The organism is Aminiphilus circumscriptus DSM 16581, from assembly GCF_000526375.1.
Classification (GTDB): domain Bacteria; phylum Synergistota; class Synergistia; order Synergistales; family Aminiphilaceae; genus Aminiphilus; species Aminiphilus circumscriptus.
Window position 1 is genome coordinate 1,199,784 of the sequence record NZ_JAFY01000002.1, and the last position, 22,829, is coordinate 1,222,612.

Here is a 22,829-nt window from a genome sequence, read left to right on the forward strand (position 1 = left end):
CCGGAGAAGGATCCAAACGGATCGTTGATGGAACCCTGGGCGCCCCGTCTCGGAGACGGAGCGCCCAGCAGGTTATTTCTTCATCGCTGCGAGAATTTTCTCGGGGGTGATGGGCAGGTCCTTCACCCGGGCGCCCACGGCGTTGTAGATCGCGTTCCCCACCGCCGCGTGTGGCGCGGAGAGGGGCATCTCGCCCGTCCCGGCGGCGCCGAAGGGGCCGAATTCCCGGGGGGTTTCCATGTGGATCAATTGGATGTCGTCGGGGATGTCCTTGATGTAGGGCAATCCGCAGGCGAGAAGATTGTTGTGGGTCTTCACGTCCACGAAGTCCTCCTTGATGGCGAGGCCGATGCCCTGGGCGATGCCGCCCATCTGCTGGCCGTCCACGACGAGGAAATTGTTGATCTTGCCCACGTCGCCGCAGAGGGTGAACTTCTCCACGGTGGTTTTGCCGGTCTTGGTCTCCACGGCTACTTCGGCGAGGAAGATGCCGAACATGTGGTTGGCGAAGGGATATCCCTGCCCCGTCGCGCCGTCCATGTCGGTGCAATGCTGTACCTCTCCCTCGTTGTTGCGGAGCGTAGCCTTCCAGTAGCCTTCGTAAAAGGTGGGAATGCCCTCCGCGATCATTTCATCGTAGGTTCGGTAGGTCCCGTCATCCCGCCGCATGGCGTCGAGCAATTTCCGGCAGGATTCGACGATGGCCATCCCCACCATGACCTGGCAGCGGCTCGCCGCGGCGGCGCCGCTGTTGGGAGCCTTGGCGGTGTCGCTCAGCACCAGCTTGATCTGCTCCGGTCTGATGCCGATGGGCTTGAGCGCCTCGTGGGCGGTCCCCACGCAGCCGATGTCCGCGCCCTGGCCATGATCCTCCCAGGTGTTGTAGAGGATCACGCCGTCCCTGGTGAGTTCGATGTTGCTGGTCGCGTCGTCCGGGCCGTCATCGTTGGAGTTGTAGATGCCGATGGCGATGCCCACGCCCCGTTTGACCTCGGCGGTGGAGAGAGCGGCGGCGCGCTTTTTGGCGATGTTGTAGTAGGGGCGGATGCGGGTGATCATGGCCTGAAGCGGATAGACCTCGGATTTCTGTCCGCTCGGGAAGGTGTCTCCCGGGCGGATCAGATTCTTTTCCCGGAAGTCCAGGGGATCCATGCCGCACTTCTCGGCGAGCATGTCGATGGCGGTTTCGCAGCCCCAGTAGGTCTGGGGTGCGCCGTAGGCGCGGAAGGCGCCGCACCAGCGGTGGTTGGTGAAAAAGGTGTAGCCGCACCCCCGGAGGTCATCGACATGATAAGGAGCCAGGAAGAACTGGCCGCCCTTGTTGGTGAGGTCTTGGCTGGACTCGGAGTAGGGGCCGTGGTCCACGTACCAGGTGTGTTCGGCGCCGACGATCTTGCCGTTCTCGTTCGCGCCGATGCGGATCTTCATGAGGAAGGGGGAGCGTTTGGGCGTCCGCACGATGTGCTCCTTCATGTTGAGGCGCATGTAGACGGGGCGTCCCGTGGCGAGCACGCACGCGGCGATGAGGTGTTCGTTCGTGGGGGCCACCTTGTAGCCGAAGGAGGCGCCCATGTTGTTCTGGATCACCCGGAGCTTGGAGGGCGCGAGGCCGAGACCGCGGGAGATCATGAGGAGGTGGCGGTAGACGCAGATGCTCTTGGTCTGGACCGTGAGCCGTCCTTCCTCGTCGTAGTAGCCGAAGCCGCAGTCGGTTTCGAGGGTCAAATGAGGCTGGCGGCTGCTGTAGAATTCCTCCTCGAGGATGTGCGCGGCCTTGTCGATGGCCGCTTTTGGATCGTTGCCCTTGATGAGGGGGCGCTTGTTGAAGCAGTTCCGGATGCCGTCGATCTCCTCGATTTCGTCGTAAACCTTGGGGGCGTCGGGCTTCATGGCGTCCTTCACGTGGAGAAGGACGGGCAGTTCCTCCAGCTCGACCTTGACGGCCGCGGCGGCCTCCCGGGCCTGTTTCTCCGTGGCGGCGCAGACGATGGCCACGCACTCGCCCCACTGGCGGATCTTGTCACCCTCTTCGACGATCATCCGTCGCTCCCATCCGTCCGTGGTGGCCGTGGGAGATCCCACCTGGCCGCGGATTCGGTTGGTGCCCTTGTTGGCGAGAATGTCCCCGGCGGTGACGATCTTGGCGACGCCGGGCATCTTTTCCGCGGCGGCGATGTCGATCTTCTTCACTTTCGCATGATGCGTCTCGGGGCAGACCGGCACGGCGAAGAGAACTTCCTCGGGAAGTTTGGTGGCGGCGTCGTCACCGAAGTCCCACGTGCCGGTGACTTTGTAGACGGCGTTCGGGCGGGGATAGCGGCTGCCCCAGACGGAATCGCCGGGCTTGAGCATCTTCGCCAGGTCTTCCATCTCCTTCTCGCCCCGGAGCACCGCGGCGGCGTCCATGACGGAATCCACGATCTGCTTGTAGCCGGTGCAGCGGCAGGCCGTCCAGTGCTTCTGCAGCCAGTCCCGCACGTCCTCCCTCGTGGGGGAGGGGTTTTCGTCCAGGAGCGCCTTGGAGGCCATGATGAATCCGGGTGTGCAGAAGCCACACTGGAGACCTCCATGAACGATGAAGGCCCACTGGAGCGCGTGGAGTTTCGTGGGGGTGCCGATGCCCTCGATGGTGAGGATTTCCGCGTCTTCCGCGACACTCTTCCACGGAACGATGCAGGAGCGGACCACCTTGCCGTCCACAATGACGTTGCACACTCCGCACTGGCCGCAGTCGCACCCGATCTTTGTTCCCGTGAGTTTGAGCTGGTTTCGGATGATCTTGGCGAGCTTCTCCTCCGGATCCGCGATGACGCGATTTGGAATTCCGTTGACCCGAACCGTCTTGACGTGATATTTCTGCATGGCTCTCCGTGCCTCCTCGCAAATGGTGTTGGCCTCTTTCTGCTTCCTGCCGCAGGGCATTATGTCGAATCCAGTATGCGGAGTATGTGTTGGAGGGACAAGATTTTGTGCGAATTGTGCTCCATTTTGGCCTGTTTTGGCCGGAAGGCATTGCGGGAAACCTTTCACCGCAGGGGTTGACAACGAAGGAGTTGTTGGGTAATGTAATGAATAAGACAAAAAAGTATTCAGTATACAAAACCTCCGAGCCGGATCTTCCTAAGGGTGCGTTGGCGCCTAGGGAAACCGGACGACAGGGTGCATCCGGAAACGGATGTGCCTCCCGCTTTCGGAAAGGAGGATGCGTCGGCACTTTTCCTTCTCCGTGGTCCCGGGGAAGAAATGTCGTGTGCATCTTCCCGGCGGGACCCCGCAACGGAAAGAGGCACGCATTCATGACGACCCGATCTCTCCTTCGCTCGGAACTCCTGACGGGCAATCTCGACGACCTGCCCGCCCATATCCTTTCCTCTCTTGCGCCGGAGGCCACGAAACGAATGGTCTTTGCCCCGGGGCGCCATTGGGACGACTATGTGCTGCGCTATTTCACCCTGCCTCCCGGCTGTGCAACGCCCTCCCACCGGCACGAGTGGGAACATCTGGTGGTCGTTCTCCGCGGGCGAGGCAGGATGACGGTGGAGGACGTGCGGATATCGCTGGACCAGGGAGCCTGGGGCTATGTCCCCTCCGGGGCGGAGCATGTCTTCGAGAATTCCGGCGAGGAAGAAGAATTTGCCTATCTCTGCATCGCCCCCGTCGAGGCGGATCCTCACGCCATCAAGACGCTGCGCAGAACTCCTTCCAAGGAACGGCGGGATTTCGGAGGCGGAGGGTTCTTCTGAGTGGTTGCGTTGCCCGTGTGTCGTTCCGGCTCCTCCTGTTTTCGCCCTCTCCGACGAAACAGGGTTTCTCGGGTCGTTCTCCCGATACGTTCCGAATCCGTGCCGCCCGAGCCCTTTCTTTTTCGGTTGTTTCCGGGAAGTTCTCTGTCCCCGAAAAGGCCCCTTCTTCCGGAAGGACTGGTTCCTCTTCTCTCCGTCACGTAAACGGATGAAGTGACCGGAGACGCAGGAGAACCTGTACCTGCACTCCGGGGAGGAAATATTCGTCCATCGCCTGTTCCCGACCGATTTCCCCGTACAGGAGCGTACCGTTCACATCCAGAGCGACCGAGACCATGTCGTCCCTTTCCACGATGCTGCGCACGGAAGCGGAAAACCGGTTCAGCTCCGGTCCCGGCGGGGCCGTTCTTCCCACTCCCACCATCTCGCGAGGCGTGGTTGGAGGCGGACCATGGCCTCAACGCGGGCCTGGTGTCGAATACGAAAGAAGATAAAGAACTTCTGCAAAAGTACGAATGATCTGTGCCGTCGGATGTCGAATGCCATGGCAATTTTTTGCGCAATATGTGCACATGGCTCTGCCTCGGTAAGTGAGGAATGGCGATGAGGCATGGAGAGGCTGGAGAATATGCTTTTTCGTCGCGGCGAGAGTACCGGCGAAGGAAAGGAGAAACGGGCCACCCGTTCGTGCGGTGGGTGGCCCGTTCCTGTGCATGGAGCGGCGGAACGGAGTGGGCTCCAGGTTTGGCTGCGGTGATGTTTACTCGCTCTGAAGAAAAGGATAGGTGAAATCCCTGGGCGGAAGAAGCAGTTCCTTGATGGTGCGCAGGGATGTCCAGCGAAGCAGGTTGTAGGATGCCCCGACCTTGTCGTTGGTCCCCGAGGCGCGTGCGCCGCCGAAGGGCTGGTCTCCCACCATGGCGCCGGTGGTCTTGTCGTTGATGTAGAAATTGCCTGCCGCATGGCGCAGAAGATCCTCCGCGGCAAGGATGGCCTGTCGGTCCGTGGCGAAGATGCTTCCCGTCAATCCGTAGGGAGATGTGGCGTCGCAGAGGCGGAGCGTTTCCTCGTATTTTTCGTCGTCGTAGAGATAGACAGTCAGCACGGGGCCGAAGAGTTCCTCCTCCATGAGGCGGAATTTCGGGTCCGTCGTGAGGATCACCGTGGGTTCCACGAAGAATCCTCTGCTGTCGTCACAGGTACCCCCGTGGACGATTGTCGCGTCCTGGTGGTTTTTCGCGTAGGCGATGCTCGAGCGAAGCGTCTCATAGGATGTTTTGTCGATCACCGCGCCCATGAAATTTCCGAAATCCTCGATATCGCCCACCTTGACGCGGGAGAGCTGGGAGTGCAGCTCCTCCTCGACGCTTCCCCAGAGGGATTTCGGGATGTAGGCCCGGGACGTGGCGGAACATTTCTGCCCCTGGTATTCGAAGGCGCCCCGGACGAGTGCGGTTGCCACGACCTGCGGGTCCGCCGACGCGTGCACCATGGCGAAATCCTTTCCTCCGGTTTCGCCCACGAGGCGAGGGTAGTTTTTGTAGGTTTCGATGTTCGCCGCCACGGTTTTCCAGATCCGCCGGAAAGCCCCGGTGGAGCCGGTGAAGTGGACTCCCGCGAGATCGGGATGGGTCAGCAGCAGCTCCATGTCCTTGGAGTCGCCGGGGAGGAAGTTGATGACTCCGTCCGGAAGCCCCGCTTCAAGGAAGACCCGCATGACGAAGTGGGAGGAAAAAACGCCCGTGGAAGCGGGTTTCCAGAGGATCGTGTTGCCCATGAGAGCCGGCGATGCGGAGAGATTGCCGCCGATGGCGGTGAAATTGAAGGGGCTGATGGCGAAGACGAATCCCTCGAGAGGGCGGTAGTCGAGCCTGTTCCAGGCGCCTTCTCCCTGATGGCCGGGCTGGACCGAATAGATCTGACGCATGTTGTGCACGCCGAAGCGAAGAAAATCCGAGAGTTCGCACGCGGCTTCGATTTCCGCCTGGTGGGCGGTCTTGCTCTGTCCGAGCATCGTCGCCGCGTTCAGTGTCATGCGGTAGGGTCCGGAGATCAGCTCCGCGGCGCGGAGGAATACGGAGGCCCTGTGGTGCCAGGGAGTTCTGGACCATGTTTCCCATGCCGCCCGGGAAGCCTCCACGGCCTGCCGGAGTTCCTCCGGGCCCGCCTTGTGATAAGTGGCGAGCACTGTGCCATGTTCGTGGGGAATTCGAATTTCCCCCAGTCTTCCGGTGCGGATTTCTTTTCCGCCGATCACGAGAGGAATTTCAAGATGCAGAGAGCGCAGCTCCTTCAGTGAACGACGCAGGGCTTCCCGCTCCAGGGAGCCGGGCGCGTAGGAAAGGACCGGTTCGTTTTTCGGCGGCGGAACGACAACAACTCCGTTCATGAGATTTCCGACCTCCCAATTTTGTCGTATCGGCACACTCTCTCCGAAAGAGTGCAATGTGGGCAACCGTGTACCGGGAAGGATGATACATTGGGCCTGGAAAAAATGCAAGTTAGTTGCATTGCATCCAAAATATCTGAAAAACGAGGGGGAAGCTCTGAACAAAGATTTTTCGCTTTTCCTTGACTCGGGTCGCGTCAGGCTCTGCGAGACGCCCTGCGGGGGCTGACGCAGCCTTATTCAGAGACTCCGAAGGAATTTATCCGGATCATGACTTGGGAAACCCCAGCCCGGGAAGAGTGACACGATGCCGATCGGCTCCATATGTGGTTGGAGAATTTTTCGGAAGAAGCGTGCCTCTCGGAGTGCGCGGTGTGTCGGGAATGGAGGCGCCGGTGGAGGACGTCATGGAGAGGGTGCTCTGTTCGTGCGGAAGGCCGTTCTCTTTCTGTATGTGTTCTGTATTCTGAATAAAGGCCTTTCGCTTTCCCTTGACTCGGGTCGCGTCAGGCTCTGCGAGGCGCCCTGCGGGGCTGACGCAGCCTTATTCAGAGATTCCTTTGGTCTGTCGCCGGAAAAGGACCCATCACATTCGACGGGGATCTGACGGTAGCACCGATGCCCCGGAGAGATCTCGGGCCTTGTGGGGAGCGTAGAATGCTTTCAAACGCCCCACGTGCGTTCGAGGGGGAGTCCTCAGGTCAGGATGGCGTTGTCATGGTTACGGCGAAAGGGGGGGAGGCTGCGGTTGCGGATGCCGCAGCCTCCAGTGGCATAAGGGCACCAAACAAAAAAAGCCCACTTCCCCGCGCAGGAAGTGGGCATGCCCACATCGTGTCCTCCTTTCCAGCGGGAGGCATACCCGTTTCCGGATATACCCTATCGGCTCGCTTTCCATGGGCGTCACCTTTAGGAAATGCGAACTCGGAGGTCTTCCGAATATTGTTTTTTTCACGGCGTACCTTACCGGAAACGACAGGACTTTGTCAAGCCTTGTGTTCTCAACGGAATGTCAGAGTCTCTTGTTTTTTTCTCCGCTTTTGCGGAGTGCCTCCGACAGGAAGAGGCGGACGACCGAGTGGAGCGTTCCGAAAACGAGTGAAGCCATACCTGCGATTCGGTTCGACCACGAAGGTGCTCTTTTCCGCAGGGTGAGACACTCTTCGTAGTGCTTAGGTTTTTGGAGGTTTTCTGTATTTGCAGGGGTTGGGAGAGTTTTTGCGCGAAAGTCTGGAATCGCTTCCTTTGCCCTCGATTGTTGCGGGGGAGAGACGTATCTTTCTCGTAACGGTTTTTTTGCACAGGGTAACACACAGGGCCTCCGCGTTGTGGAATGCCCTCTCGTGGCGTGACCGGAAAAGCGGGAGATCGTTGCACGATCTCCCGCTTTTCTTCACTCGTCTTCGCTCGGTGTCGCGGATTTCCGGAGCCGGATCGGCGAACCTCGCCCGGGAAATCACTCCCGGAAGATTCGAGTGCCCACGTGCTCTCCTGCGAGGGCTCTGGTGATGTTTCCCTCCTCCATGCCGTTCACGATCTGGATGTGCTCCAGCACCTCGCTGCGCTGAAGGATTTCCAGGCAGGGGCGTTCCACCACCAGATCGTCCTGGTCCTTGTCGAGGAGTGTTTTCGCGCCGATTTCAGGAATGAACGTCGCCTTGGGGTCTTTTTTGGGATCGTCCGTAAAGAGCCCCTTTTCGTCCTTGATGAAGATGCAGGAGCGCGCCCCAATGAGATCCGCCAGGAGAATCGTTCCCACGTCCGTGCGATAGACGGGGATGCGTCCCGTCTCCGGAGGGATGGCGAAGTAGTCGTAGGGGGGCATGCCGTGCATGACGGGAATGCACCCTTGGCTGAAATAGGTGGAGAGCTTCACGATCTCGTCGTGGCCGATCTTGATGCCTCCCCAGGGAGAGAGGAGCATGGCCACGAGGAGGGCGTTCTGCTCCGAGACGGAGCTGCCGAATTTCGCGATGATCCCCGTGGGCATGCCCAGCTCGAGGCCGATGGCGTAGATATGTCGGCTCCTGGTTCCTCCGCCGGTGGTGAGAAGCATCTTGTGTTCCGTCTTATTGGCCGTGATTTCCCGGATGATGCCCGGCAGGGCTTTCACCCCACGGTCGCAGATGGACTGCCCGCCGACCTTGAGAACGTGCACGTCGGGAAAGAGGCGTACCTGAGGTGCCAGGGGGAGAGATTCCACGAAGCGTTTGCTCACGAGGCTTTCCCCCATGAGTTTGCTCTTCACGTGAAGACGTTTGCCGTCTCGGTCCCGCTGCAAAGCCATCGTCGATCTCCTTTCGCGACAGAAGCGGCGGGCGGAGCGCTTCCGCCCGCCGCCCGCGATGTGTGTCAATGCGGTGGTGTTATTCCACGTCCTTGGGGCCGCCGCCGCACCCTTCGCCGGAACCACCCTCGAGTTTCACGAGTTCGGCGCCGGCCTCCCGGGCGATCTGCTCCAGCTCCTGTCTGCGCAGATGTTGTGCGAAGAACGCCACATCCGCCCCCAGGGCCGCGACGACGCGAAAGCGGGGGCGTCGCTCCTTTTCCTCGATTTTCCGCCGTTCCCTGTAGAAAATTTTCCCTGCCACGGTAATCCCCCCTTGGTTCTCTCGTCCTTCAATCCGGAACGTGTTTGTCCGGTGTGTCGCCGGGCTTCGCCGCCGTTGTCCGCCTTTCCCGGCGAAGGGCGGGACGGTGGATGCCGTCGTCCTCAAGGATGTGCAGGACCGCGCAGCCGCCGAGAAGCATGGGGCGCAGCCATCCCCCGGTGACGACAGGAGTTTTCGGGGCTGGTGTCGCGGCATCCCGGTCGAGAAGACACACGTGAATGCCCGAGGCTTCCAGTTCCTCCACGGAGGTTGTCTCGGGAAGCGACCGGAGGCGGCCGAATTCGATGAAACGTCCGTTCCATCCCCGGGCGGTGAGCCCAACTGCCGCCGCAGCGCCGATGACGCCCCCGTTCGTGCCACCGTGTCCGGAGAGGTGCGCCTCTCCCGCAGCCCGATAGGCTTCCGCCTGGGTCACGACGGAGCGGGTTGCCAGGGCTCCGAAAGCCGCCAGGGTGGCGAGGGCGGGGTCGTCTTCACAGGCGACACAGAGCCCAGGGTCGCTTCCGGGAAGGGCGAGGTGTTCCAGATGTGCCACGGCGAGCCGGATGAGTTCGGGGAGGATGCGTCGCTCCGGGGCGTCCACGACGGCGCAGGCGGAACTGTTGTGGGACGTGTAGGGGATCTCCGGTGCCACCAGAAGTTGCTGGCGAACCACCCCCCATAGGGTGCATCCTTCCGGAAGCGCATCGCCAAACCAGCGGACGAGCTTTCCCGTACCCCGATCCGCGTCGGGCATGTCCGTGTCGTCAAAACCCAGATAGACTCGTACCGCCATACGGTTCCTCCTCGCCGGCAGTTCCGGCGTGTTGTGTCGAATTTTGATCGCTTTTAAAAAAAGTGTAGCATACCGGCTTGTTTTTCGGAATGGCGATGCCCGTTGATCGCGCCGCGAAAGGAAGAGGAACGTACACGCTCTCCGAATCGGGCGAATCCGTTCCCGCGTTCCGCGTCGGCGGATTGAGCCGCGGGAGCCGCGGGTTTCTTCCTCGGGCGGTGCGGGGAACTCCCGCGTGTTTGCGGATCCGATGTGGTTTTCGGGAGACAAAATTCGGGAGACAAAAGGTGAAAGATGAAAGAGGGGGTCCCCATTCAAGGGACCCCCTCTTTCATCTTTGTCGTGTCTTCGTAGGATCTTCCCCTGCGCTCCGTTTTCCTGGAGAACGGGCTCCGCTGTTTGGGGCCCGGCCTGGGTTTTTCTCCGGGTTGTCTCTCCGCCTCTAGGGCAGAATGGCGAAAACCCTGGCGGGGAATCCCGAGCCGAAGAAGGGCTTGGGGAATGTGACCACCACGAGGGCGCCTGTCTCGGGGACCTTGTCCAGGTTGGCGAGCAGTTCGATCTGGTATTTGTCCTGGCCGAGGATGTAGGCCTCGCAGGAGTAGTCTCCCTTGGAGGTGGAGACGCCCGGATCGGTGTCGGTGGTCTCGTGGCCGGAGGCGGTGATCTTCCGCTCCTCGTAGAGGTACTTCAGTGCGTCGAGACTCCAGCCCGGATAGTGGGCGGTTCCGTCTTCTCCGGCATTGCGCATGGCCGCCGGGTCGGGCCAGCGCTTGGACCAGTCGGTGCGCAGTGCCGCGAAGGCTCCCTCGGGAACCGGGCCGTGTTTCTTTTCCCAGGCTTTCACGTCCTCAAGGGTGAGCACGTAGTCGGGATTGGCCGCGACCTGTTCGTGCACGTCGAACACCACGAGGGGAAGCAGCATCTCCTTCACGTCGATCTGGTCGATGGTACGCAGTCCCTTGATGAAATGCGCGGGAGGATCGCAGTGCGTTCCCCACTGTCCCACGTGGCAGAAGACCTGGGCGAAAAAGCCGTGCCCCACGGAGCCGACGCCCTTGTCGTACCAGTAGATGGTCTCGCGTTTCTCCGCGGGAAAGCCCGGCCAGTGGGGGATGTCCGGATCGAAGGCGTGGGTGAGATCGACGAACTCCTTTGTCTTGAGGATCCGGTAGATCTCCGAGAGGGAAGGCTCCGCCGCGGTGGCGTTTCCCGCGAGGACAAGCAGAAGGGCAAAAGCCGCCAGCAGAGCGAGAAGCCGCAAGAGCGCGCTGTTTGCCCCGCGAGGATGCGTGGCTTGGAAGAGGAACATGGTTCTTCATCACCTCCATGAAGGCGAGTCTCTTCTTTCCGAATCTCCGGCAGAGTCTCCGAAGGAGTCCTCCGTGCCCTTTTTCGTGTGCGGGCGTCCCCTCGCGGGGAGAAAACGTCCCTCGGCAAGGGATTGTTCCCGGAGCCGCCGAGAGCGGCGATGTCCGCGGAACCGGAATCTTGCGCCGGAATGGCCCCGTAGAAGCCGCCGGGGCAGCGTTCTCAATGTTTTCCGAGGTGACGCGCATCGTCCTCCTCTCCCGTCGTTGGTGTTCCTTTCTTCGTGTTCTTTTCAGGAGAACCAACAGGCGCGGTGTCAGAAAATCATAGCAGAACAATGCTGCAACATGCAAGAAGACGGAGTGTCGTGGCAGTTGGAAGAGACGCTCTCGCGGACAGGTCGTGTCCGTACCCTTTCGTTCTCCGGAAAAACCGTGAGAAGGAAGCGTGATCCGGACACGAGCATGACGAAAAAAGCACGAGCGGGGCTCCTTTCGGATGTCCCGCTCCGGCGTCGAACGGATCCGGACCGATCCGAACCGGTTGGCCTACTTTCCCTTCGGTTGCTCGTACGTTGTGGGACCCGAAGGCCACGATGTGGTCTCCAGCCATTCCCGGGGATAGCCCAGGGGCTGGCCGATCCTGCCGCCCTCCGTGAGCAGCCCGTCGTTGTACTTCACGATGAGTTCCTCCGCGAGGTCCCACCATTTCGCCAGCGTCTCCGCGGTGTTGCGTTCCCCGAAGTCCGTGAGGAACTTTCGAGCTTTCGCGGGGTCTGTCCGGTGGAGGTCGAGAGCCTTTCGTTCGACGATTTCCAGGTTCGCGAGGAAGGCTGTTTCGAGCTGTTCCTGCAGGGCGGCGATCTCCTTGTGCATATAGCTGTACTTGAGTCCCGCGTAGTTCGCCAGGAAATTGATGGTCCACCAGGCGCTCTCCCGGGAGAATTTCGTCGTGTCGCAGACCTCCACGGAGCGGGGCAGTCCGTTCACTCCCACGTGAAAGGGGAGGAACACCGTGTCCGACGGTTTGTCCAGGCCGAGCCACATGCGGCCCCCGATGGGAGCGGGCAGCCATCCCCGGGCCTGGTTGACGAAAACATAGCCGCAATAGGTGACGGAGAGGGGACGCTCCCACGCGCCGTCGAGCTTCCGCGAGGGGTCTCCCACGTCGCCCGCACCGTCGTAGGGACCGTAGAAACGGTCGGGGTAGCCGAAGGGGCCGGCGGCGACGCCCTGGGTGAGGTCGAACTCCGTCCCTTCGTAATGGTCGCGGTGCAGGCGCATCACGTCACGGACGGAGAGTTTTCTGTCGGGCTTGACCGAGAAGGGATACTCCCGGGTGTATCCGTCCTCCACCCAGGGAGAGAAGTTTTTCGACGGGGCAACCAGAGAGAACACCCGCCACACTCTCCGGAGGGAGTAATAGGGGTGGTTGTATTCGCCGAGGCTCACCGTTTTCAGCCAGTCGAGCTTCCCCTCCTCGGGTTTCCACCAGCCGTGTTTCTGCGCCACCTCGTGGAGGTTTTTCGAGTACATCATGTCCGGATCGTCCGGATCGACCTCCCGGATGCGGAACTGGTTCGCCGCAACGAAGATCTCTCCGTCGGGAACTTTCTTCGCCACCCACAGCCCGCCCGTTCCTTCGGGAGACGGGGCCATTTCGATGACCCATCCCTCCTCCGTGTCCGCCACGGGGAGCGTCTCTCCGGTGCCGTACAGGCCGTAGGTCTCGATGAGTTCGCCGATGAGGCGGATGGCCTCCCGGGCGGTGCGGCAGCGCTCCAGGGCGATGCGGGAGAGTTCGGCGGAGTAGAGGATCCGCTTGCCCGGCTCGGGCTCCGGGGAGACCTTCGCGCCGTCGGTGCACTCCCCGAACATGAGCTGGTGTTCGTTCATGATGCCGTAGCTGCCGTCGAAGTAAGCGTAGGTCTCGGCCACCTGGGGAATCCGGCCGAGGGGGACGGACAAGGGGCCTCCCGTATCGTAACCGGGGCCTCTTTCTGCAGTGACCATGCGGGGATAAACGAACGCATTGTACTGGGGAAACTCGCCCATGGCCGCGGCGGTGCAGTAGACGCTCCGCATGGCACCGGGGGCGAATTTCCGGGCCGGGATGTAGAGAATGCGCTGGTCCATGAGATCGTTGTCGTCCGAGTGGGAGACCATGACCGATCCGTCGGTGGTGGCCCCCTTCGTGACGAGAATGGTGGTGCATCCCTCTCCGGCCGTGGCAAGAAAGAGCAACAGCAACGGCAGGAGCAGCGCGGTGGAAGGTCTTCTTTTGTTCATTGAAACTCCTCCTCGTCAGTAGGAAACCTGTTTCCAAGTATATTCGACCGACGGAGTTTTTCAAGGCCGGAGGTTTCGCGATTGCCCTGCGGAGAAACGCTGCAGGTGCGGAATGGACAAGCAGGTGAAAAAAAGCACTTTGCTTTTTTCCCTGTCTGGAGGTAGAGTAGCGGATGTCTGCGAAACGGGATCAGTTCCGGTTTCAAGGATCTCCCCAAAACCTATCCGATCCGGAGGACGTCCGATGGAGAAGAGACTGGCGGTCATCGTCATCCTCGTGACAAAGAAGGACAACATCCGACAACTGAACCTCATCCTCTCCGATTATGCCCATCTCATCCTCGGTCGCATGGGGTTGCCCATGCGTGAGCGCTCGTTGAGCATCATCTCTCTCATCGTGGAGGGAACCACCGACGAACTCGGAGCGCTTGCGGGAAAAATCGGACGGCTCGGGGGGATCTCCGTGAAATCGGTTCTGACCAAGACGAAGGAGGCCGATCATGGTGGATCCCCTGAAGAAATCCTTTCTTGACGTACCCCGTCTGCGAAAACTCAGCAGGCGCACTGCACCGACGCAGCGGGAAGTGCTTTGTATCCTCGAGAAGGCAAGGGAACTCAAGGGGTTGTCGGTGGAAGAGACCGCAGCGCTCCTGTGCGTAGACTCTCCCGAGATGATCCGTGCGTTGCTCGACGTGGCGGGATATGCCAAGGAAACCATTTACGGGAGGCGCATGGTGCTTTTCGCACCGCTCTATATCGGGAACACCTGTTCGAATTCCTGTCTGTACTGCGCGTTTCGCAAGGAAAACACCCGTCTCCGGCGCGCCGTGCTCACCGCGGATCAGATCCGCACGGAAGCCGAGATGCTTCTCCGGGAAGGACACAAGCGGATCGTGATGCTCTGCGGCGAGTCGAGCGACAATGATCTCGACCATTTTCTCTCGGCCATCCGGACGGTATACGAGACTCGCGTCGGGAAAAATTCCATCCGCCGCATCAATGTGGAAATCGCCCCCCTCGATGTGGAGGGATTCCGTCGCCTGAAAGAGGCGAAAATCGGCACCTATATCTGCTTTCAGGAAACCTATGATCCGGATTTGTACGCGGCGTATCACCCGTCGGGGCCGAAAGCGGACTATCTCAACCGCCTCATGGTAATGGACCGGGCCATGGAGGGTGGCATCGATGACGTGGGTCTGGGGGTTCTCTTCGGATTGGGGGACTACCGCTTCGAAGTCCTGGCTCTGATGGAACATGCCCTTCACCTCGAAGAAACCTTCGGCTGCGGCCCGCACACGGTGAGCGTGCCGCGCATCGAGCCCGCGGAGGGAACTCCCTTCACGGAGCACATTCCCTATGCCGTGTCGGACGACGATTTCCGGAAGATCATCGCGGTGATCCGCCTCGCCATGCCCTACACGGGCATCATTCTTTCCACACGGGAATCGGAGGGGCTGCGCAACGAGCTTTTCAGGTACGGCGTCAGCCAGATCTCCGCCGGTTCGCGCACGAATCCAGGCGCCTATGCCGACGCGGCGTCGGAGTGTTCGGGAAGCCAATTCTCCCTCGGGGATCACCGCTCTCTCGACGAGGTGATCGAAACATTGATCGACCAGGAATTCATTCCTTCCTTCTGCACGGGGTGCTATCGAAAAGGGCGCGTCGGCCGGGATTTCATGGATCTCGCCAAACCGGGACTCATACAGCGATTCTGCATGCCGAACGGCCTGTTCACCTTTCAGGAATACCTGGAGGATTTTGCTTCTCCCACCGTTCGCACAAAGGGGAAAAAGCTCATCGGAAGGCTTGTGGAGGCCGCCCATGAGGAGCAGCGACCGAAGATCGTCGATAACCTGCGCCTGATCGAATCGGGTGCAAGGGATGTGTATTTCTGATGTGGGGGGCGCCTATGAACAGCGCCGATCTGCGGGCGTTCGCCGAGGGCCGGACTCTCGACGCGCTCCGCGGCGAAGCGAACGCTCTCTGCGAATCGGTCTGGGGCAAGAGGGTCTTTGTGAGAGGACTCATCGAGTTCTCCAATCATTGCGCGAGGAACTGCCTCTACTGCGGCATCCGCGGCGCCAACACCAGGGTGTCCCGCTATCGCCTTTCCTCCGATGAAATCGTCGAAATCGTCCGGGAGGGTTTCCGCCTCGGCATTCGCACCTTCGTCCTGCAGGGAGGCGAGGATCCGTTCCTCTCGGTGCTCGATCATTGCCGCACGGTGGAGCGCATCAAGGATGCGACGGAAGGAACGGCTGCGATCACCCTGAGCCTGGGCATCCGCTCCCGGAGCGAGTACGCGGCGTTGAAAGCGGCGGGCGCCGACCGCTATCTTCTCCGTTTCGAGACGAGCGACGAGACCCTGCACACCCGCCTGCGCGACGGCGTGCCCTTCGCGGCGCGCAGGCGGGCTCTGGATGATCTGAAGGAGCTGGACTACGAAGTGGGGTCCGGTTTCATGACCGGACTGCCCGGAGAAACCGAGGAGACGTTCTACGAGAACGTTCGCCTCTGCAAGACCCTCGAACTGGACATGGTGGGCATAGGTCCCTTCATCCCCCATCCGGACACGCCGCTCTGGAGCGACGCACCTCCCTCCCTCGAAAGAACGCTCCGGGCGGTGGCGCTGGTGCGCCTGCTGCTGCCCATGGCGAACATGCCCGCCACGACCGCGGCGGGGTCCATCGATCCTCTCGGGCGAGAAAAGATGCTGCTCTCCGGCGCCAATGTGCTCATGCCCAACCTGTCCCCCTCGGAGGCGAAGCGGCACTATCTTCTCTATCCCGGCAAGGTGTGTCTGGACGAGGACGGTTCTTCCTGCCTGAAGTGCCTGAGGGCGCGCGTTCTTCGGCTGGGAAAGGAACTGGTCTTCGACCGGGGAGACTCCAGGAGTGCGGCGTTGCGCCATGTGGGATGACGTGACGTTTGGTCCCGAAACCGCCGCCGCGCTGCGTAATTTCGGCGAAGGAAGAACGCCGCCGCCGCTCGTGAGAGCGCTGGCGGAGGTGAAGCTCGCCTGTCTCCGGGCGGTGCAGGAGACGGAGCGGCGATGGTCTCCTGAAGCCTTCGCCGCGCTCGAAGCCGCCTGCGGTGACGTGGCCTCGGGACGGAGGAACGACCTCTTTCGTCTGCCGCTCTTCCAGGGAGGGGCGGGAACGAGTCTCAACATGAACATGAACGAGGTGCTGGCCTCCCTGGCATGCGCCTTCTGTGCCGGGCAAGGCCTGGAGACGCGCTTCGATCCTATCGAGGACATCAACCGCCATCAATCGACCAACGACGTGGTGCCCACCGCCGTTACCGTCGCGCTCTACCGGCTGCTCTGTCTCGCGGAGCACCAGGTCATCGCGCTGCAGGAAGCGCTGGTGGAGCGGGAGCGGCGGTTCGAAAATCTTCTGATGGAAGGGCGCACGGAGATGCAGTCCGCGCTCCCCATCACGCTGGGGCAGGTGTTCGGTGCCTGGGCTGGGGCGGTGGAGCGCGACCGCTGGCGGATGAACAAACTGAAGGAGCGCATCCGCACCGTTCCTCTCGGCGGCACGGCCATCGGCACGTGTTTTGCCGCTCCGCGGCCGTACATCCACGCGGCGGAGCGGGCGCTCCGGTCCGTCACGCAACTGCCCCTCTGTCGAAGCCAGAACCTTCCGGACGAGACAGCGCATCTCGACAAGTGGGGGGAGCTCGCGAACGGCTTCTCCCTCTGTGCGATCAACCTGTTCAAGATGTGCGGCGATTTTCTGCTCTACACGTCGTCCATGTCCGGCGAGATGGAGCACCCCAAGGTACAGGCGGGATCGTCGATCATGGCGGCGAAGACGAACCCGGTGCTCCTCGAGCACGTGCGCGGCCTCGCGGTGCACATTCAGGGCGAGGCGTGGAAGGTAGGGCAGTACGTCGCCCTGGGGACGCTGCAGTTGAATTCCTATCTGCCCCATCTGTGCGCCTCTCTGCTGGAGGCCGGGGATTCCCTCGTTCGGGCCGTTTCTTCCTTCCGCCTCGATTTCCTCGGGGGGCTCCGGGTGAATGCGACGCGGATGGATCGCACTCTCGCGGGATCCCTCGCGATGATGAACGCCCTCGGGCCGAAGCTTGGCTACCATTGCGTCAAAAGACTGTACGAGAACGGCGAGGCTCTTCCCGCTTCCCTGGAGGAGCTTGTCGCTCTGGCGGCGGAGGCCACAGGGAAAGCCCCCGAAGAGATTCGGGAACTGCTTTCTCCCGGATCCCTCGCGGGAATGAACGGAGGCGACGCATGAAAGGAACACCCCTCGCGGAACAGATGCGCATCGTTCTGGCAGGCGACCGCAACAGCGGCAAATCGTCGTTGATGAACAACATTTTCGGTCGGGAGATCTCCATCGTCGCGGAGCGCCCCGGCACGACCACCGATCCTGTGACGAAGAGTTTCGAACTCGGCGCTCTCGGCGCCGTGGCGTTTTCCGACACCGCCGGACTCGACGACGACGAGTGCGGCATCGGAGAGCTTCGCCGGCGGCGCACGGAGGAGGTGCTTCAGGAAGGACACGTGCTTCTTTTCGTCACGCCGGGGGATCGGCCGCTCTCGGCGTCGGAGAAGGCGCTGCTCGAAAAGGCCCGCGTCCGTGACCGCCCCCTCGTCGTGGTTTACACGTTCGCCGACAGGCCCCCGGACCTCTCCAAGGCGGACGCGCTGCGGGGCATGCCGTCGGTGGCGGTGGACAACCTTTCCGGCAGCGGCGTGAACGATCTGCGCAAACTGCTCCTCTCCGTCGCCGAGGAGATCGAGCCGGAGATCTCTCCTGTGGAGGGACTGGTTCACGAGGGGGATCTCGTCCTTCTGGTGACGCCCATCGATCTGGCGGCTCCCAGGGGAAGGCTGATCCTGCCCCAGGTGGAGACCATCCGCGACCTGCTGGACCGGGACTGCGGCGCGCTGGTGGTGAAGGAGCGGGAGCTGTTTTCCTTCTACCGCGCCCTTTCGGTGCGTCCCAAAGTGGTGATCTGCGACAGCCAGGTCTTCAGCAAGGTTGCCGCCGACATTCCCGAGGATCAGCCGCTGACGAGTTTCTCGATTCTCTTCGGGCGCAAGAAAGGGGACCTCGTCACGTACATACGGGGCTTGCGGGCGCTCTCAGACGTGCCGCCCGGTGCCCGCATTCTCGTGCTGGAATCGTGCAGTCATCATCGGCAGGCGGACGACATCGGCACGGTGAAGATTCCGAGGCTTTTCAAGCAGCTCGTGCGGATGGATGCGGAATTTTCCTTTGCCCGCGACCTTCCGCCCGAGGAGGAACTCGGAAAGTACTTCATGGTGATCACCTGCGCGGGATGCATGGCGACACGCCTGAAGATCGTCCATCGGTTGAACGTTCTGCGGCGGCTGGGTGTGCACGCGATCAACTACGGACTTTTCCTCGCATGGGCCAACGGGCTCCTGCCGAGAGCGCTCGAACCGTTTCCCTACGAGCACTCCGTCTTCCTGGAGCCGACGGAGGACTTTCGCCCATCCCTCTCGCAACGGAATGGCATGCAGAGCGTCTTGACGGATGGTGCTTGACGCATATCGCTCGTCGCCGAGAATAGATAGAAGAAAGGAAATCTCTGAATAAGGCTACGTCAGCCCAGCAGGGCGCCTCGCAAAGCTTGGTGCGACCCGAGTCAAGGAAAAGCCAAAGGTTTTTATTCAGAGCTTCCAAAGGGTAGAATGCTGCGTGAAGCGAGTCACGAAGTGCGATCAAAAAGGAACCAGGCGGATTCCCTCATTTCGCACTCGCGGAAACACGGTGGAACCCGAAGGAGAAACGAACCGGGCAGGATGGAGAGCGGGTACGATGGAGAGCTTGCGGAGAGAAAGGAAAGAAACGCAGGCCTCAGCGGAGACGCGAGGGCGTTTTCGATACCTCCGTTTCCTGGGGATGTTGCTTGCGGTTTTCCTGGTGCTCTGTCTTGTCGTCGCTGTGCCCGACGGCGTCTTCGCTGTTCTTCGGGAAGAAACGGTGCGCATTCCCCTTCGGGACGGAACGTCCCTTTCGGGAACGCTCTTCCTTCCCGAGGGGTGCGGTCCCTGGCCCGTCGTCGCAAGCTGCGGCCCCGACATCCGGCGGAGTCGTCCGCACGAGTCCAGTCTCCCCGTGCCGGGGGCATCTCTCTCCGAAGACGTTCTTCCCGGTTTCCTCGCCTGCGGTGCCGACCCCGAACCGTGGACATCCTTCGGCTATGCGGTGCTCCTGGCGGATTCCCGAGGGACCGGGGACTCCCCCGGGCGCTGGGCTTTTCCCGGACCCCGCAGCGGCGAGGATGTGGCGGACCTTGTGACATGGGCGGCGGGACAACCCTGGTGCGACGGCGCGGTGGGGCTTTGGGGCGTCGGGCTCGCCGCACAGGAGCAGTGGTGGGGTGCGGCGCTCGCGCCTCCCTCGCTGCGGGCGGTGATCGCCCTGGAGGGCGGCATTGACCTCTATCGGGACCTGCTCTTTCCGGGAGGCATTCCCGCGAAGACGTTTTGGCGCGCACTCTCCCGCCTCTTTCGGGACGAGAGCGGTTCGTCCTCCCCGGACGTTCTCCTTTTCCGGGAGCTTGCCATCTCCGAGAATCCAACCCACGCATCCCTTTACAGCCCGGCCTACGAGAGCTCTTCCCTTTCTCCCTCGGCGGTGACGCTGCCGTTCCTCGTGGGAGGGCGCGCCGTTCCGGGAATTCCCACCCTTCGGGGAAGTCTGGAGATGTATCGGAATGCCCCCTCGCCTGAGAAACGCCTGCTCCTCACCTCCTCGGCGACGCTGGAACCCTTCTTTGTCGGTGCCTTTCTGGAGGAACAGCGGCGGTTCTTCGATGCTTCTCTGAAGCGGCTGCCTTTTCGGGAGAATCGCGCCGATCCCGTCCTGCTGCGGTGCGGCGAATTCTCTCCGGAGGCGCGCCGCGAGACCCTGTGGCCCGGCGAGCGGACACTCTGGACGCGGTTCTACCTGAACGCCGCCGCGGGAACCCTTGAAACCTATGCCACCTCGCCCGCGGAAACGCCCTTCTCCGGCGGGCCGGAAAAAAGAGTGCTCTTCGAGAGCGCTCCCTTCGAGGAAGACACCCTGTTCTCGGGACCCGTCACGGCGTTCCTCTCCCTGTCGTCGAGCAGGACGGAGCTGGATGTGTTCGTCGCGGTGGAGGTGGTGGGCGGGACCACATGTTCCTCCGGGGCAATGTCCGGAGAAAACCCACCGGAGGGGCGCCCTCTCTCCGGAGGCTGGCTCCGGGGGAGCCTTCGCCGCCTTGATCCGCGGAAGAGCGAGCGGTATTTTCCCCTTCACGGCTTTTCCCGGACGGAGCCCCTGACGCCGGGGCACCCCACGGAGATGACCGTCTCCCTTTCGCCACTGGAAGCGCTGGTGCGCAGGGGAGAGCGCCTTCGGGTGAGTCTCTCCGCACGGCCCGACGCATCCCTCGCGTTCCTCGACCTGGAGACCTCCCCGGAAAACGGTGACGGAACGATCCACACGGGAGGAACTCCCGCACGCTCCTACCTCGTGCTGCCTCTGGTGGTCCCTCCGGAGAAGTTCGTTCCTCCCCTTCGGGAGACATGACGCATCCCCCGCCTTCCGGAGGAAGGCGATGACGGGAACAACTTCCTCGATTCCGACGAGATCCGTGCCCGAAGCCCAAAGCGGCGAGACGGCGCGTCCCATGTGCGGGTTCCGGAGAAGACCGGCGCGGAAACGGCCTTCCTCTTGCATTGTGTCGAAAAAACGTGAGCCGTCCTTCGAAAGGTGTGCCGCCCGGCGTCTTGTTTTCGTGGCGCGGAGAGCGGGCGTTTTGTGAAAGAGGCTGTGCACAGGGGATCTGTAGGAATGCGCGCTTTCGGGATGAGGCGGGGAAGATATGTTGTGTTCTTTCAATCCGGGGGTCGCGACTGAAGGGGGGTGAGGAAGAAAGGCGCGTTCCGTGTTTCCTTCCTGTCAGACGCCGTGACGGGAGCGTAGGAACTTCGCTTCGGACACGGCGGATTGGATTTTTCGAGTAAAGGAAAAGGAGCGATGTCTCATGCGAGGATTTCGTAAACAGCTCACGGGAAGCCTGTTCGCCGCGTTGCTCGTGCTTGTCGCGGCGACGGCCTTCGGATGCACCGACGTCGTGGCGGGCAAGGACGCCACCGTGGACGGTTCGGTCATCACCTCCCACACCGCCGACGGTGCCTTCTACGACGCCCAGGTTCGGACCATCCCCGGCGCGACCTTCCCCAAGGGGGCCATGGCGGATGTCTACTGGAACATCACCGCCGAGGAAGAGGGCGGTCCCGTCAAGATCGGCGAAATTCCCCAGGTGGAGACCACCTACACCTACTTCCACGTGGGCTATCCCTTCATGAACGAGCACGGCGTGGCCATCGGCGAGACCACCATCGGCCAGAAGGAAGAGCTGAAGACCTTCCGGCCCGCCGCCAAGGCGATCATGACCGTGGAGCAGCTCGAGGTCTTCGCCCTCCAGCGCGCGAAGACAGCCCGGGAAGCCATCAAGGTCATGGGCGAACTCGCCGAGACCTACGGCTTCCTGCCTTCCTGCGGTTCCGAGGGGGAGTGTCTCACCGTCACCGACGCGAGCGAGGCGTGGATCTTCGAGCTGCGCAGCGTGGGCATGATGTGGACTCCCGAGAGCAAGACTCCCGGTGCGATCTGGGTTGCCCAGAGAGTTCCCGACGACATGGTCGTGGTCGTGCCCAACATGAGCCGCATCCGGGAGGTGCACCCCGAGGATGCGGACAACTTCATGGCCTCCGGGAACTACCAGCAGTTCGCCATCGACCAGGGATGGTACGACCCCGCGAGCGGCAAACCCTTCATCTGGCAGGAGGCCTATTCGCCGCTGACGGGGAACGACGACTGGTCGCTCTCCTCCATGTGGATCCGGAACCGCCTCTACACGATCCACAGAATCCTCGCACCCTCCCGGGAGTGGGATCCCTACGCGGAGACCATGTCCTACCCCTTCGCCATCAAGCCCGAGAAGAAGATCTCCGTGCAGGACGTGATGGAAATGCTCCGCTCCCACATGGCGGACACGCCCTTCGACATGTACGAGGATCCCGCCTGGTTCATTCGGGACGGCGACACGTCCGTGAAGAGCCCCCTTGCGACTCCCTTCGTCACGAAGGACATGCGCAAGCTCCTGCGGATCCCCTACAACCGGCCCGTGTCCAAATGGGACTGCGCCTACAGCTTCGTCTCCCAGGCCAGGGCGAACGTGCCCGATCCCCTGCGGACCATCCTCTGGTTCGGCTATGACAATCCCCACACCACCTGCTACGTTCCCATCTACAACGGCGTGACCGACACGCCCGAGACGTGGCGCACCTTCGACAGGAACGCCTTCGACCTCAAGTCCACCCAGTGGGCCTTCATACTGGGGGATGAACTCGTGAACCGCCGCTACCAGGAAGCCATGGCGGACCTCACGGCGGTCCGGGCGCCTCTGGAGAAGAGCTTCTTCGACCGGATCCCCGAGATCGACAAGAAAGCGGCGGAGCTGGCCGCGGCGGATCCCGCGAAGGCAAAGGCGTTTCTCACGGACTTCACCAGGGAGTGCATGGAGAAGACCGAACAGACCTGGTGGAAGCTGAACTGGCAGCTCATCTCGACGTACAACAACAACAAGGGAAAATAGAAATCCTGACAGAAGGTCTCCGTCGGAAGGCACACGAAAGGCGCCTTCCGACGGAGGTCGCGACAGTGAAGGAGGCGTTTT

The 22,829-nt window shown here is 61.7% G+C and carries 16 protein-coding genes and 2 riboswitches; of the genes, 8 read left to right on the plus strand and 8 right to left on the minus strand.

Translation table 11 applies throughout. From position 1 onward, the window contains the following. Positions 1–72 precede the first annotated feature (72 nt). A complete protein-coding gene (locus K349_RS0106275; RefSeq protein ID WP_026368974.1) occupies positions 73–2,862 on the minus strand; it encodes a molybdopterin-dependent aldehyde oxidoreductase in 2,790 nt (929 codons plus the stop codon). A 229-nt stretch (positions 2,863–3,091) separates the two neighbouring features. Further along, a riboswitch (molybdenum cofactor riboswitch) is annotated at positions 3,092–3,217 on the plus strand. A gap of 79 nt (positions 3,218–3,296) precedes the next feature. On the opposite strand from K349_RS0106275, the gene K349_RS0106280 reads away from it, so the two are divergent. Continuing rightward, a complete protein-coding gene (locus K349_RS0106280; RefSeq protein WP_051464211.1) occupies positions 3,297–3,743 on the plus strand; it encodes a cupin domain-containing protein in 447 nt (148 codons plus the stop codon). A 196-nt stretch (positions 3,744–3,939) separates the two neighbouring features. On the opposite strand, the gene K349_RS0106290 is transcribed toward K349_RS0106280, so the two are convergent. The 7 genes from K349_RS0106290 to K349_RS0106350 form a co-directional block, all read right to left on the minus strand. Further along, a complete protein-coding gene (locus tag K349_RS0106290; RefSeq protein ID WP_026368977.1) occupies positions 3,940–4,158 on the minus strand; it encodes a hypothetical protein in 219 nt (72 codons plus the stop codon). A 345-nt stretch (positions 4,159–4,503) separates the two neighbouring features. Continuing rightward, entirely contained in the window at positions 4,504–6,132 is a 1,629-nt protein-coding gene (gene pruA / locus K349_RS0106300) for an L-glutamate gamma-semialdehyde dehydrogenase (protein ID WP_026368978.1), read from the minus strand. Between the two features lie 823 nt (positions 6,133–6,955). Continuing rightward, a riboswitch (molybdenum cofactor riboswitch) is annotated at positions 6,956–7,074 on the minus strand. Between the two features lie 514 nt (positions 7,075–7,588). Further along, positions 7,589–8,419 carry an amino acid kinase family protein gene (locus K349_RS0106320; protein WP_026368980.1) on the minus strand — a complete coding sequence of 277 codons (831 nt, stop codon included), beginning with the start codon at positions 8,417–8,419 and terminating at the stop codon, positions 7,589–7,591. A gap of 79 nt (positions 8,420–8,498) precedes the next feature. After that, positions 8,499–8,723, minus strand: a complete 225-nt coding sequence (locus K349_RS0106325) for a hypothetical protein (RefSeq protein ID WP_026368981.1) — start codon at positions 8,721–8,723, stop codon at positions 8,499–8,501. Positions 8,724–8,751: 28 nt separating this feature from the next. Next, positions 8,752–9,519 (minus strand): hypothetical protein, encoded by a 768-nt coding sequence (locus K349_RS0106330; RefSeq protein ID WP_026368982.1) that lies wholly within the window; start codon positions 9,517–9,519, stop codon positions 8,752–8,754. A 442-nt stretch (positions 9,520–9,961) separates the two neighbouring features. Then, positions 9,962–10,831 (minus strand): cyclase family protein, encoded by an 870-nt coding sequence (locus K349_RS0106340; RefSeq protein WP_026368984.1) that lies wholly within the window; start codon positions 10,829–10,831, stop codon positions 9,962–9,964. Positions 10,832–11,378: 547 nt separating this feature from the next. Then, the gene (locus K349_RS0106350) at positions 11,379–13,118 is read right to left on the minus strand and encodes a dipeptidase (protein ID WP_026368986.1); all 1,740 of its coding nucleotides are present in this window, start codon (positions 13,116–13,118) and stop codon (positions 11,379–11,381) included. A 244-nt stretch (positions 13,119–13,362) separates the two neighbouring features. On the opposite strand from K349_RS0106350, the gene K349_RS0106355 reads away from it, so the two are divergent. The 7 genes from K349_RS0106355 (at position 13,363) to K349_RS0106390 (ending at position 22,748) form a co-directional block, all read left to right on the plus strand. Next, positions 13,363–13,650, plus strand: a complete 288-nt coding sequence (locus K349_RS0106355) for a TM1266 family iron-only hydrogenase system putative regulator (RefSeq protein ID WP_026368987.1) — start codon at positions 13,363–13,365, stop codon at positions 13,648–13,650. Continuing rightward, a complete protein-coding gene (gene hydG / locus K349_RS0106360; protein WP_026368988.1) occupies positions 13,619–15,013 on the plus strand; it encodes a [FeFe] hydrogenase H-cluster radical SAM maturase HydG in 1,395 nt (464 codons plus the stop codon). Before K349_RS0106355 ends, hydG begins: the two co-directional genes overlap by 32 nt. Beyond that, entirely contained in the window at positions 15,013–16,038 is a 1,026-nt protein-coding gene (hydE, locus tag K349_RS0106365) for a [FeFe] hydrogenase H-cluster radical SAM maturase HydE (RefSeq protein WP_157367298.1), read from the plus strand. The genes hydG and hydE overlap by 1 nt, the downstream gene beginning before the upstream one ends. After that, positions 16,028–17,377, plus strand: a complete 1,350-nt coding sequence (locus K349_RS0106370; RefSeq protein ID WP_034264300.1) for a lyase family protein — start codon at positions 16,028–16,030, stop codon at positions 17,375–17,377. Before hydE ends, K349_RS0106370 begins: the two co-directional genes overlap by 11 nt. Then, positions 17,374–18,657, plus strand: a complete 1,284-nt coding sequence (gene hydF, locus K349_RS0106375; RefSeq protein WP_026368991.1) for a [FeFe] hydrogenase H-cluster maturation GTPase HydF — start codon at positions 17,374–17,376, stop codon at positions 18,655–18,657. The genes K349_RS0106370 and hydF overlap by 4 nt, the downstream gene beginning before the upstream one ends. A 274-nt stretch (positions 18,658–18,931) precedes the next feature. After that, positions 18,932–20,674: a CocE/NonD family hydrolase gene (locus K349_RS0106380; protein WP_026368992.1), complete on the plus strand. Its 1,743-nt coding sequence runs from the start codon at positions 18,932–18,934 to the stop codon at positions 20,672–20,674. Positions 20,675–21,131: 457 nt separating this feature from the next. After that, positions 21,132–22,748, plus strand: coding sequence for a dipeptidase (locus tag K349_RS0106390; protein WP_026368994.1), 1,617 nt, complete (start codon positions 21,132–21,134; stop codon positions 22,746–22,748). Positions 22,749–22,829: the final 81 nt, after the last annotated feature.

Excerpts from the sequence above, each read along its gene's own strand:
- K349_RS0106275 (WP_026368974.1), bottom strand. The coding sequence starts at position 2,862 with ATGCAGAAATATCACGTCAAGACGGTTCGGGTCAACGGAATTCCAAAT.
- K349_RS0106280 (WP_051464211.1), top strand. The coding sequence starts at position 3,297 with ATGACGACCCGATCTCTCCTTCGCTCGGAACTCCTGACGGGCAATCTC.
- pruA (WP_026368978.1), bottom strand. The coding sequence starts at position 6,132 with ATGAACGGAGTTGTTGTCGTTCCGCCGCCGAAAAACGAACCGGTCCTT.
- K349_RS0106320 (WP_026368980.1), bottom strand. The coding sequence starts at position 8,419 with ATGGCTTTGCAGCGGGACCGAGACGGCAAACGTCTTCACGTGAAGAGC.
- K349_RS0106330 (WP_026368982.1), bottom strand. The coding sequence starts at position 9,519 with ATGGCGGTACGAGTCTATCTGGGTTTTGACGACACGGACATGCCCGAC.
- K349_RS0106340 (WP_026368984.1), bottom strand. The coding sequence starts at position 10,831 with ATGTTCCTCTTCCAAGCCACGCATCCTCGCGGGGCAAACAGCGCGCTC.
- K349_RS0106350 (WP_026368986.1), bottom strand. The coding sequence starts at position 13,118 with ATGAACAAAAGAAGACCTTCCACCGCGCTGCTCCTGCCGTTGCTGTTG.
- K349_RS0106355 (WP_026368987.1), top strand. The coding sequence starts at position 13,363 with ATGGAGAAGAGACTGGCGGTCATCGTCATCCTCGTGACAAAGAAGGAC.
- hydG (WP_026368988.1), top strand. The coding sequence starts at position 13,619 with ATGGTGGATCCCCTGAAGAAATCCTTTCTTGACGTACCCCGTCTGCGA.
- hydE (WP_157367298.1), top strand. The coding sequence starts at position 15,013 with ATGTGGGGGGCGCCTATGAACAGCGCCGATCTGCGGGCGTTCGCCGAG.
- K349_RS0106370 (WP_034264300.1), top strand. The coding sequence starts at position 16,028 with ATGTGGGATGACGTGACGTTTGGTCCCGAAACCGCCGCCGCGCTGCGT.
- hydF (WP_026368991.1), top strand. The coding sequence starts at position 17,374 with ATGAAAGGAACACCCCTCGCGGAACAGATGCGCATCGTTCTGGCAGGC.
- K349_RS0106380 (WP_026368992.1), top strand. The coding sequence starts at position 18,932 with ATGGAGAGCTTGCGGAGAGAAAGGAAAGAAACGCAGGCCTCAGCGGAG.
- K349_RS0106390 (WP_026368994.1), top strand. The coding sequence starts at position 21,132 with ATGCGAGGATTTCGTAAACAGCTCACGGGAAGCCTGTTCGCCGCGTTG.